8 protein-coding genes and 3 pseudogenes are annotated in these 12,073 nt (G+C 58.9%); 5 read left to right on the forward strand and 6 right to left on the reverse strand.

Going from position 1 to position 12,073, the window contains the following annotated elements; genetic code table 11:
- The first annotated feature begins 5 nt into the window (after positions 1 to 5).
- A complete protein-coding gene (locus tag HU230_RS27780) occupies positions 6 to 443 on the forward strand; it encodes a hypothetical protein (protein ID WP_166202962.1) in 438 nt (145 codons plus the stop codon).
- Here the strand turns inward: HU230_RS27780 and tnpC are convergent, their stop codons facing one another.
- The 6 genes and pseudogenes from tnpC to HU230_RS27815 all read right to left on the reverse strand — a co-directional run bounded on the left by tnpC (position 444) and on the right by HU230_RS27815 (position 4,957).
- Entirely contained in the window at positions 444 to 2,027 is a 1,584-nt protein-coding gene (gene tnpC / locus HU230_RS27785; RefSeq protein WP_176534833.1) for an IS66 family transposase, read from the reverse strand.
- A gap of 99 nt (positions 2,028 to 2,126) precedes the next feature.
- Complete coding sequence (tnpB, locus tag HU230_RS27790; RefSeq protein ID WP_176529027.1) at positions 2,127 to 2,477, reverse strand: IS66 family insertion sequence element accessory protein TnpB; 351 nt, start codon at positions 2,475 to 2,477, stop codon at positions 2,127 to 2,129.
- Positions 2,474 to 2,743: a transposase gene (locus HU230_RS44150; protein WP_420840809.1), complete on the reverse strand. Its 270-nt coding sequence runs from the start codon at positions 2,741 to 2,743 to the stop codon at positions 2,474 to 2,476. The genes tnpB and HU230_RS44150 overlap by 4 nt, the downstream gene beginning before the upstream one ends.
- Positions 2,744 to 2,994: 251 nt before the next feature.
- Positions 2,995 to 3,404 (reverse strand): annotated as a pseudogene (locus HU230_RS27805) (GntR family transcriptional regulator); the annotation flags it as partial.
- A 3-nt stretch (positions 3,405 to 3,407) separates the two neighbouring features.
- Positions 3,408 to 4,418 (reverse strand): annotated as a pseudogene (locus HU230_RS27810) (aromatic ring-hydroxylating dioxygenase subunit alpha).
- 256 nt (positions 4,419 to 4,674) lie between these two features.
- A pseudogene (locus HU230_RS27815) lies at positions 4,675 to 4,957 on the reverse strand (DNA-binding protein).
- A 443-nt stretch (positions 4,958 to 5,400) separates the two neighbouring features.
- On the opposite strand from HU230_RS27815, the gene dctA reads away from it, so the two are divergent.
- The 4 genes from dctA to HU230_RS27835 all read left to right on the forward strand — a co-directional run bounded on the left by dctA (position 5,401) and on the right by HU230_RS27835 (position 11,493).
- The gene (gene dctA / locus HU230_RS27820) at positions 5,401 to 6,723 is read left to right on the forward strand and encodes a C4-dicarboxylate transporter DctA (RefSeq protein WP_176529026.1); all 1,323 of its coding nucleotides are present in this window, start codon (positions 5,401 to 5,403) and stop codon (positions 6,721 to 6,723) included.
- A gap of 943 nt (positions 6,724 to 7,666) precedes the next feature.
- Positions 7,667 to 10,339, forward strand: a complete 2,673-nt coding sequence (locus HU230_RS27825) for a PAS domain S-box protein (RefSeq protein ID WP_176529025.1) — start codon at positions 7,667 to 7,669, stop codon at positions 10,337 to 10,339.
- The gene (locus HU230_RS27830) at positions 10,336 to 11,013 is read left to right on the forward strand and encodes a response regulator transcription factor (RefSeq protein WP_176529024.1); all 678 of its coding nucleotides are present in this window, start codon (positions 10,336 to 10,338) and stop codon (positions 11,011 to 11,013) included. Before HU230_RS27825 ends, HU230_RS27830 begins: the two co-directional genes overlap by 4 nt.
- A gap of 93 nt (positions 11,014 to 11,106) precedes the next feature.
- Positions 11,107 to 11,493 carry a response regulator transcription factor gene (locus tag HU230_RS27835; protein ID WP_176529023.1) on the forward strand — a complete coding sequence of 129 codons (387 nt, stop codon included), beginning with the start codon at positions 11,107 to 11,109 and terminating at the stop codon, positions 11,491 to 11,493.
- Positions 11,494 to 12,073 lie beyond the last annotated feature (580 nt).

Here is a 12,073-nt window from a genome sequence, read left to right on the forward strand (position 1 = left end):
TCAGAATGACCAGCGAGTCGCAGCTGCGCGAGAAGCTTCGGAAGATCGAGGCGTTGTTCGTGGGGGCCGGAACTGCTGGTGAGCGCCTTGCAGCGGAAGCCGCGCTGCAGCGGGTGCGGGCCCGGGTCGAGGAACTTGCTCGCCACGATCCACCGATCGAACAGCAATTCTCACTTCCCGACCAGTGGTCTCGGCACCTGTTTCTGGCGCTTTGCCGCCGATATGGGCTGCGGCCGTTTCGTTATCGCCGACAGCGACGTAACACGGTGATGGTCCGTGCGTCACGGGGCTTCGTTGATCGAGTCCTGCTGCCCGAGTTCACCGAGCTGGAGGGTGCGCTGCAAGTGTATCTGCACGAGGTAACGCTGCGCGTGATCCGCGAAGAGATCTACGACGACGCCAGCGATGCGCAGGAAGTTCCCGACGCCGTGCCGTCGAACTGATCAAGCGGCGAGCTTTGGCTCCGAACCATCGCGCTCGGCTTTCCAATTCCACGGCAGCAGCGTGTTCAGCTGATTGATCTTGGTACGTCCGGAGACGATGCGCTCGAGAACATCAGTAAGATAGTGCCGTGGGTCGATGTCGTGAAGCTTTGCGGAGTTGATGAGTGATGCGAGAGTGGCCCAGGTTTCGGCGCCGCCCTCACTGCCTGCGAACAGATAGTTTTTCTTTCCCAGCCCGATCGGCTTGATGCTGCGTTCGACCGTATTGCTGTCGATCTCGATGCGCCCATCATCGATGAATCGCGTCAGGCCATCCCAATGGTTGAGGGTGTAGCGGATCGCCTTGCCAAGGCCGGATTTCTTCGAGACTTCCAGCAGTCGCGCCTCGAGCCAGGGCTTGAAGTCCTCGATCAGCGGTCTGGTGTCGGATTGTCGCACCGCAGCTCGCTGCGTCGCCGGCAAACCGCGAATGCGATCCTCAATGGCGTAGAACATCGCGATCCGCCGCAGCGCTTCCGCGGCAATCGGCGATTTCGTCGCGATGTGGACGTCCCAGAACTTCCGCCGCGCATGCGCGAAGCAGAACGCCAGTTGTACCAGACGGCCGCCGTTTTTAATCAGCCCCTTGTACCCGGCGTAGCCGTCGACCTGCAGGATGCCGTCGTAGTCTCCAAACAGCTGCCTGGCGCGGATTGCCTTGCGATCCTCGGCGAACACGTAGACTACTGCCGGCGGCGCCGGGCCGCCCCACGGGCGGTCGTCGGTGGCGATCGCCCAGAACTGGCAGACTTTGGTTCTGCCACGGCCGGGATCGAGAACTGGCAGCGGCGTCTCGTCGGCAAACAGCCGCGGGTAGGACATCACTGCGCGGCGCAACAGCGCGTGAAGCGGCTTCAGCCACCAGGCGACGCGGCCCATCCACGAGGCCAGCGTTTGCCGGTCGAGCGTGATGCCTTGGGCGGCAAACATCTGTTCCTGGCGATACAGCGGCAGCTGGTAGCCGTATTTCATCACCGCGACGTGGGCCAGCAAGGCTTCCGTCACCATTCCACCGTCGATCGCCTGGGCCGGCGCGGGTGCCTGCAGAACACCCTGGCGGCATCCCCGGCAGCCGTACCGTGGACGCATGATGCGCTTGACCCGGTACTGCATCGGAATGACGTCGAAGGCTTCCTTGACGGTCTCCCCGATCTTGTGCAGCTGCTCGCCGCAGCAAGGGCAGATGTGGCTCTCGATATCGATCACGACATCGATGCGCGGCAAATGCTCCGGAAGCTTCCCCCGGTTGCGTCGCGCCGGTCGCTTTCCACGGCCCTCCGCTCCGTCAGGCAGCCTGCCTCCGGTCACGTCGTCGTTGGCGGCGGCACGAACCGCCTGTGCCCTGATGGTGAAGAGAGACAGCTGTCCGATATCCAGTGTCTCGGAGCGCGGACCGAAGATCGTGCGCTTGTACCGGGACAGGATCATCAGGAGCTTGTCGTTCTCCTGGATCGCAGCGTCGCGTTGGGCGATCGCTGCATCACGCTCGGTCGCCAGCGTGCTGCATTCCTCCGACAACGCCGCAAGCCGTGACGATAGCGTCATCACGGCTTGTCGGAGCAATGCTGGATCGGAAGGCAAATCACTCATGCAGAGCGATTCTACAACAACTCCGCATGAGTGACGAACGACTCTTGATAATGATCAACCAGCTCGCATCGGCTGATCCACAACTCGCATCGGCACACGCTTCCAGTCCGAGCCATCGAGCAGCACCGAGAGCTGAGCATGAGATAGCGACATGACGCCTTCCTTGATCGGCGGCCAGGTGAACTGCCCCTCGATTCTTTTGTAGTAAAGGACAAGGCCGCTTCCATCCCAAGTCAGGATCTTCACGCGATCTCGGCGCTTGGAGCGGAAGACATAAAGTCCGCCGTCGAACGGATCGGCTCCAAAGGCCTCGCTCACCAGCATCGCCAGCGAGTCCATGCCGCGGCGGAAATCGACCGGCTGCGTCGCAATCCAGATCGACACCCCAGCTCGAAGCCCGATCATCGACCAACCGTCCCGACCGCCGCCAGCACCTCGCACAGTGCCTCCCGGTCGACTGTCCCCCTGACACGGATGCGAATCGCACCGACCTCGATCTCGATCGCCGCCTGCTCCTCACTCGGGCGCCCACAGCCGGTGATCGCGACCGGCACAAAGCCAGGTGGCATGCCTCTGTCCCCGCGCTCCGCGACCTGCGCCCGCGTAGCCTGGCGACGCCAGAGAAACAACAGGCTTGGACTGATGTCGTGTCGCCGCGCCACTGCGGACACGCTTGCACCCGGCGCAAAACTCTCCGCAACAATCGCCGCCTTCGCTCGGTCGACCAGCGCCGACGTCGGCCCGTCCCGGTGATGATCTCGACACGCTGCAGCGTGTCGGCGCCGTGTTCGAGGATAGGCATATGCCTATCCTTATCGCTATCCTTACGACTATCCTTTGACATTGTGACCTCGCGACAAACCATTCCGCGAGATCTTCCTAGCCGACCAGATCAACCCTCAGCGCGTGGTCTCCGCATGACGCTCACGAAAGTCTGGACGGAGATTGGATCCTGCCGCACAAGACCGTCAGTCTCGTCAAGACAACCTTTCAAGGGTTCGAGATCGCGCAATGAAACACCCCGCTCGGCGGCAACGCGTGGCGGCCAGCCTCTGGAGCGTGCCGTGCAGTTCGATCGAGTCCACGACATCACGCTCGGAGAATGCCTTTACCATGAAACCACCGGAAGAGATCGCTTCCAAAAGCCCTTCCTCCTGCAGTCGAACCAGCGCCATTCGCACCGGAGTGCGCGAGGCGCCGGTCGCCTCCACAGCCTGCAATTCGGAGATCCGTTCGCCGGGCCCGCAAATCACCCGACAGAATCAGATCGCGCAAACTGAGCTGGGCACGCACCGTCTGTGAGACAGAGCGATCGCTGTAACGCTCGGCCATGTCCTACTCCGCGGCTTGCCGGTGCTGCGGCGGATTTCCGCGTCGATCATGGATCTATCAGGCGGCGTGCCCACATCGCGCCAGCGTCGATGTTGAGGTTGTAGAAGACCCGATCGGCATGTTCGTCCTCCCGGAAGATGCCGGAAACGCCTTGGCGGGGTTCGGTGGTCAGACACTGTTCGCTTAAGCGGTAATTACGTACGAATGCCCAGAAATAATGGCAGCTGGTCTCTGTTTCGGGCGTGATGGTGTTGAGAACCATACCATTGACACCCGCCGAGCGATCGCCTTCGGGCGCTCCTGTTCCGGCGGGCGCCACCCCGACGTCGATATTGATGGTGCACGGCGCCTCGAAACGAATGATTTGCCAGCGGACCACCCGACCAGGCTTTTGCAACTGTTTCGACCAGAACGGCGGCGGGGGTATTCCCCTTCATCCAGCGCGTTACCGTGGCAGTCTTCTCGCCGTGCGTGACGTCAAGCGGCGCTTCCGCGATGGCGTCGTTGCCAATACTGGCCCCGTGCACAAAGGTCTCGTGCGTCAGGTCCATGAGATTGTCGACGACCAAACGATAGTCGCATTTGAGGTGAATGGTCTCACCATCAGCGACCCAAGCAGGATCGTCGTTCCAGTGCATGTCCGGCACCAAATCTGGGTCAGCCAGCGCCAGATCGCCCATCCACAGCAAATGAAGCGATTGCGCTCGACTGCGGAATAGGCACGCACGCATGCGGAGGGATTGATTGTCTCTTGCGAGGGCATGAAGGTGCAGCGCCCCTGCGCATTGAATTTCAGCCCATGATAGCCGCAGACAACGCTGTCGCCCTCAAGGCGCCCTTTTGAGAGCGGCACCAACCGATGCCAACAGGCATCCTCCAGCGCCGCCACTTCACCATCGGCCCGCCGATACATTACGGCGTGCCTGCCGCAGATCGTGCGCGGCAACAGCGCCTGCTTGACCTCGGCATCCCAAGCGGCCGCGTACAGGCATTGGTCGGAAAGCAACAGCTCATGCGGCAACCTCGCTTCTCTGTATAGTTAGTGTATACACTAATGCGAGATTTCGCGGGAAATATGCTCATTATGGTGAAATTTTTGCAGTCCAAATCGTCGTCGTAATGGCAACATGTATACACGATTTGATTTTATCAACCCTATATGTCCCGGCCGGCGATGGAGAGGCATCAGCTGGTCAAACTCCCGGGACATCGCCAGACGGCACATCCTGCTGCATCACAGTCCTGCATCGTCGCTATTCTCGTGCGGCGATCACCGTGACTCCTGGCGTGCATAGGGCGCAGCCTTGGGCGATTCTTGGCCGGCAGTAACGATGCCTTTACCGGGATCGGACGTTGACGCCCTGACAGCGAGATCGGCCCACGCTTTCAGCTCTTTCAGCTCATCCAGTGCGTAGATGACGCGACCGCCAAATTCTTCGATACGTTGGCCCTGCGCCATATGTCCGGTGCTTCTTGAGCGTGCGGCCCGCCAGACGGAGATAACGCGCCCAAAAGAATCTCGATCTGACGCTCAGATGTCGCCAAGCTTCCATCGCGCGGATACCTGCGATCCAAACAATCGATTTTACCAATGCGACGCACTGCTGCATCAACTCGGCACTCGACACATTCCGATCACACCAAGCTTCAACGCCGAGACGCGACTCGGCTTACGTGCCCTGCCAGAGCAAGAGATACGTCACCCAGCGCAACGCCTTCCATTCGAACATGCGAACGCAGGTCCGAGCATTCAGATAACCTCATCAAGAGATAGACGGCTTATGCCTGGTTTGATCGGCCGCAGATTAGCGTCTGGTGCAAATCTTGCTTGCCGAAAAAGATAACGTGACTGAATGCCTGCCTTTGGAATGACGCGCCGGCTCCCGGAACCGTCTTCAATCGGACAAGGCTACGGCCAAAAGGACAGCCTCGTATGATGCCGTCGGCTCTCACGACGCGGCGGCTCACATTCGAGGGAATTCGGGAAGGAAGCGTCATGACCACTATGGCAACTGCGGCGCCTGCGCGCGCGTCACAAACCTGGTATAAAATTCTCTACGTCCAAGTGTTGATCGCTATCGTGATTGGCGCCATCGTCGGATGGCAGTGGCCATCGGTCGCGACCAACGACTGGGTCAAGGCGCTCGGTGACGGCTTCATCAAGCTGATCAAGATGGTGATCGCGCCGATCATCTTCTGCACCGTTGCATCCGGCATCGCGCATATTCAGGACGCAAAGAAAGTTGGGCGCGTCGGCGTCAAGGCGCTGGTATACTTCGAAATCGTCTCCAGCTTTGCCTTGGTGTTGGGCCTTGTCATGGGCAATCTGGTTCAAGTCGGCCGTGGCATTGCCGTCAAACCCGACGCTGCGGCAGTCGCCAATTTCGTCAAGCAGGCGGAAGCCTCGAAAACCGTCGATTTCTTTCTCAATATCATTCCCGATACCGTGGTCGGCGCCCTGGCTCGCGGCGATGTTCTGCAGGTGCTCCTGTTCGCGATCCTGTTTGGCTTTTCGCTGATGGCGCTGGGAGAGCGTGGAGCGCGGCTGCGCGGCATGATTGACGACGTTGCGCGCGCGGTGTTCGGCGTGATCGCTATCATCATGAAAGCGGCTCCGATCGGCGCGTTCGGCGCAATGGCCTTCACGATCGGCAAGTTCGGGCCGGCGGTGCTCGGCAATCTGATCGGTCTGATCGCGCTATTTTATGCGACGGCCGCGATATTTGTAGTGGTCGTTCTCGGCCTAATCGCGCGCCTTGTCGGCTTTTCGATCTTCAAGTTCATTGCCTATATCAAGGATGAGCTTCTAATCGTGCTCGGCACATCGTCTTCGGAAAGCGCGCTGCCGCAATTGATGGAGAAGCTCGAGCGGCTGGGCTGCTCCAAGCCCGTGGTCGGCCTCGTGGTGCCAACCGGCTACTCCTTCAACCTCGACGGCACCAACATCTATATGACGCTTGCGACCTTGTTCATTGCCCAGGCGCTCGGGGTCGATCTCACTCTTGGCCAGCAGCTCACGATCTTGCTCGTGGCAATGCTGGCCTCGAAGGGGGCAAGCGGCGTCACCGGCGCGGGCTTCATCACGCTCGCTGCTACGTTGTCGGTGGTCAACCCAACGCTAGTGCCGGGCATGGCAATCGTGTTCTCGATCGACAAGTTCATGAGCGAGGTACGCGCCCTTACCAATATCACCGGCAACGGCATCGCAGCTGTGTTCGTCTCCTGGTGGGAAGGCGAACTCAAGCACGGGACGCTGCACGCCCGCCTCAACCAGCCCGCCGATTCCACCAGCATCGACGTTAGAAGCACAAGGAGGTAGGCCCCGGACTTTATCCGTAATTACAAGACGCGTCGAACGCGAGTGTTGCCCAAACTTCTGATTCTTCGCAGTTCAGATCGGCTCAGCCGACCTGAACTGCAAACCGGAGCGTTTTCTTACGCGATCTCGGACCGCCTGCTTTGCGCTGCGGTCCAGGCAACTGCTCTGAGAAAGATCCTCACATATAAAGGGAAAAGAGAGCATTGTTTTCGGCAGCCATCTCCAGGCGCGCCTTTTGAGGTACAGCTCCTGGCCATCCAAATGCCGGGGCAACGTTGGCCGAGCCAGACCATACCGTTAATGACAGAATCTGTGCGGCGTGACGGTCCACGGTACCCGGTCCGCCCATGAAACGGTTGGTACGTGGCTACTGAACCCGCCATGTCCGACCCACAATGTGGCGGCGACCACGCTGGCGCAACTCGATCATCTGGCTTGTTCCGGTGCGCATTGCGGAAGAGACCGCGATGGACGTGATCACGGTGGACCAGATTGCCCCCTTCACCAGCATGAGATGGATCCCAGAGGGTAACGTCACGGCGCTCCACAGCTTTTCGCTGCTCTCCGCATAGGCAGAAGGCCTGCCGCATTGTTCAGCGTCAGCGCTTAGCTGAATTGATGTGGCCGGTGACCCTGACCTTGATGTGCCTTGGCGCCACGCAGCTGTACTCGGCCGCAGCCTCACACGCCCGCGAGCGTTTCAAATAGCGAAGGAAAACAGATAGCCCGGGCTCGGTTGTACGCATGTCAGCGCGCGATATTGGATGGTTTAGGACAACTATACGTACGTTTGTAATGCGCCTTTCTTCGGTACGTGCTCAGTTCAACCGTAAGCAATCGATCCCGGAAATGCTCGTGAGCGTCTCTGGGGCAAAAAGGATTGCCTTATTTTTGCCTAGAATGTTATAGCTCTCCTGCCGCATAACGGCCGGATGGTCGAAGAATGCATAATCAGATCAGCAATTTCAAACGTTCGGCCACGCAGTTTGCCTTCGGCAGCATAACGCTGGCGGTGGTGACGCTAGCTTCCTTTTACCTTCAAACGCATTTCGCCGCGATGGCGCTCGTCTATCTGCTGGTGATATTGCTGTTTTCGTTGATCGGCAGCTCTGTCGCTTCATACGCGCTTTCCGTCTTAGCCATCGCTGCTTTGGCCTACTGCTTTGCGCCGCCGGCGTTCAGTCTACGGATTGACGACCCCCAAGCTCTTCCGGTGGTCGTCGCATTTCTTACGGTCTCGATCGTTGGAACACACCTGATCGGAAGAGTCCGCCAGGAAAGAGAGGCTGCGCATGAGGCTGCGGCCCAGCTGCGGCGCGGCGCGGCCGATTTGAAGGATCGCGAAAAACGGTGGCACGCGATCTTTGAGCACAACCCGGCCATGTACTTCATGCTCGATGAAGCCGGTACGGTCCTCAACGTCAATAGCTTCGGCGCAACACAACTCGGGTATGCTCGCGACGAACTGATCGGCCAATCCGTGCTGGGAATCTTTCTCGAGGAAGATCGCGCGTTCGTTCACAAATGCGTTCGCACCTGCCTTGAAAATATCGGCCAATCGCGCACCTGGGATGTCCAGAAAATCAGGAAAGACGGCTCGGTACTGTGGGTACGTGAAAACGCTAAAGCCATGCTCTGGGCCGATGACCAGCCCATTGTCCTAATAGCGTGCGAAGATGTCACGGAGCGAAAGCGAACCGAACTTGCCCTGCAGCGGAGCGAAGCCCATTTGGCTCAGGCGCAGGAGTTGAGCCACACAGGCAGCTTCGGCTGGAACGTTGCTACCGGCGAGGTCTTTTGGTCAAAGGAGAACTTTCGAATTTTCCAATTGGACCCGCAGACGGCTCCTGGGCCGGAACTGGTTGTCGAGCGTACCCATCCAGACGATAAAGCTTCGGTCCAAGAGATCATCGATCGAGCGATGCGAGACCCAAGGGACTTCGAGCACGAATACCGGTTGCTGCTGCCGGACGGCTCGGTGAAGCACATCCACGCGAGGGTGCGAGCAACAAGAACTGCCACCGGTGACATCGAGTTTGTCGGCGCAGCGACGGATATCACGGCAGCAAGGCAAGTAGAACAGCAGCTACGCCGTAGCGAAGCCTATTTGGCCGAGGCCCAGCGTCTCAGTCACACGGGCAGCTGGTCCTGGGACCTCTACAGTCTCGACTTTGTGTATCGCTCCGCTGAGGTCGACCGTCTATTTGGCTTTGAACCGCAAGAGACTGTATCGATCGAGACCATTCGGTCGCGCGTTCATCCAGATGACCTGCCGCGGCTTCAGGAAGTGCAGCGCCAGGCTATCGAAGGCAAGGAAGAGCGCTTCGAGTATGATTTTCGAATCCTTCTAGCAGATGGCGGGATAAGACGCATACACTCCGTCGCGCATGTGGTGGTCGGCAGCGATGGCAATGTGCGCGAACTGATCGGAACACACATGGATGTCACCGAGCAATACGCCGCTAGGGAACGCTTGGAAAACACACTTGCCGCGCTGCGCGAAAGCGAGCAGCGCTTTCGCGATTACGCCGAAACAGCTTCCGACTGGCTCTGGGAGACGGGACCAGATCATCAGGTCACCCACTTATCCGAGCACACCAGCGCTGCGGGAATATTGGCGACGGGATTGATAGGCCTGCCTCGCTGGGACATCGCGTGCGACGTCGAGGAAGAACCTGAGAAGTGGCGGCAACATCGGGCGACGCTGGAGGCGCATCTTCCGTTTCGGGATCTGGTCTACCGCACTGTCAATCGTATGAGATCTCCGATCTACGTCCGGACGAGCGGCAAGCCTTTTTTTGATTTAAACGGCAATTTCCTCGGCTACCGCGGCGTCAGCACCGACATCACCGCTTTGATTCGCGGAGATCAAACCGAACAAGAGCTCCGAAAGGCGCAGGCGGAGCTTGCGCATGTGACGCGTGTGACGACGCTAGGAGAGCTGACAACCTCCATCGCCCACGAAATCAACCAGCCACTCGCCGCGATTATCAGCAACGCCGACGCGTGCCTCGGTTGGATGGGCCGCCAGACACCTGACCTTTCCGCCGCTCGCTGTTCGGTTGAGTGGATAATCGAAGACGCAATCCGGGCAAGCGAGGTGATCCGTCGGATTCGCGCACTTGCGAAGAAAGGCGAGATCGAGATGGTACCGCTCGATATCAATGATGTCGTTAAGGATGTTATTGCTCTGGTGGCACGTGAGCTGGTTAACCACCGAGTGACGCTAAAGACCAAGTTGACGGAAGCGCTGCCCGCAATCCTCGGTGATCGGATTCAGCTGCAACAGGTGATTATCAATCTGGTGATGAATGGGATCGAAGCCATGGACGCAGTTACGGACCGGACGCGCGAACTGGTGATTCAGTCGTCGGAGGACGGCACGGGATATGTGCAGGTTACCGTGACGGATTGCGGCGTCGGGATCGCGGAAGATGATACCGACCGAGTATTAGACCCCTTCTTCACGACAAAGTCGAGTGGCCTTGGCATGGGCCTTTCGATCTGCCGCTCGATTGTGGAAGCTCATGCAGGGCGCCTCTCAGTCGTTCGCAAGCAGGGGCCGGGAGCGAGCTTTCGGTTTGACCTGCCGTTGCACAAGGAGCTCGTGCCGTGAGCGAACGCCCTTCCCCCCCGCGCGAAGGCAGCAAAGCTGAAGCGTCGGCAAATGCGACAGTCTTCGTTGTCGAAGATGACGTCTCGATGCGTCGGTCGCTAACGAACCTTTTTCAATCGGTCGGCCTGGACGTCGTTGCATTCGGATCGGCCCGCGAAATGCCACAGAGCGGGCTTCCCGATGTTGTTAGCTGCCTGGTTCTTGATATCCGGCTGCCAGGTCTGAGTGGACTTGAGTTCCAGGCTGACCTGGCGCGGTTGAACATTCATATTCCGATCATCTTCATCACCGCCCATGGCGACATTCCCATGAGCGTCAGGGCCATGAAAGGCGGAGCCGTCGATTTTCTCACCAAACCGTTTCGCGATCAGGAGCTGCTTGACGCCGTGGTCGCCGCGACCGAACGTGATCGCAAAAGACGGAAGGCTGAGCAGACCGTCGCGGAACTGCAGGCTCTATTTAACACCTTAAGCCCGCGCGAGCAGGCGGTGATGAAGCTGGTCGCTACCGGCCTGATGAACAAGCAGATAGCCGCCGAGCTGGGGCTCGCCGAGATTACGGTCAAGATCTACCGTGGACACGTAATGAAAAAGATGCGCGCCCGGTCGCTCGCGGATTTGATCAGAATGACTGAGACGCTGAGCATCCGCGCAAATCGGCCCGAACAAACCTAAGTATGATTTTACAATTTCAACACTCAAGCCCACTTTTCGCCGAGGGTGGCTAATGCTGCGGCAGCCGCCATTCCCGCGTCCGGAGGGCACGTCTTGTGCACGCCTTTAATATCTGTCGTTGACGACGACGCGTCGGTCCGCGCGGCGACAGAGAACCTTCTGAAATCGCGTGGCTACATCGTCCAAACGTTTGCGTCGGCCGAGGACTTCTTGAGGTCACCGCGATTGAACGAAACCTCCTGCGTAATTTCGGATCTGCAGATGCCGGTTATGAGCGGCTTGGACCTGTTGGCAGAAATGCGGGCGAGGGGTCACGGTGTGCCGTTCATTTTCATTACTGCGTTCCCGAACGACCGCGTGAGCACCTCAGCCCTGGACGCGGGAGCGATTGGCTTTCTGGCCAAGCCCTTCGCCGGGCATACGCTGATCGAGTGCCTCGATGCTGCACTGCAGGAGAATCGCGACGGGGGGCACACCTAATCCAGAAGACCGCCAACCTCATGTCCAATCTGCGCACTTCTCACGTTACACGACATCGATCAGCTTCTTGGCGCCGAGCACGCTGCGCCTGTAATTAGAACTCCCAGAGGCCGGGTCCGCGCGCTCCAGTCTAATTGGTTGGTCCGCTTTTTTAGGCTCGTCACCCGCGAGTTCGCTCAAGCAGGGTTCAAGACCTGCATGTTGAAATCCTATCTCGAGCTCGTACGATCTACTGGAATGAACTCCCCGAAATCGGCCGGCATCACCAGCGGTCGATTTCTTACTTTGGCTTATTGATCCTTTGACGTGCTCCGCCCGCTAGCCGCGTTGATCAAGACCAACGTTGCCGCCGCGAGGCTCGCGGTACTCGGCACTCCCGGATCCGTTCAATCTCCGTAGGCTGGTGCTCAGGGTGATCCTCCTCCCGGACAGGATTCGACAGGTTCGCGCGCTTGCTTAGCTCGGTCTCGTTGCAGCAAGCATACTATTTTCAACAACGAAAGAACTCTGCTCAGCCCAGGAGCTCTCCGGAAAGCATTTTCGAACCAATTGCTTGCGTCTTGTTCATCATCGATGTTGG

The sequence above is a fragment of the Bradyrhizobium quebecense genome, from assembly GCF_013373795.3.
Classification (GTDB): Bacteria; Pseudomonadota; Alphaproteobacteria; order Rhizobiales; family Xanthobacteraceae; genus Bradyrhizobium; species Bradyrhizobium quebecense.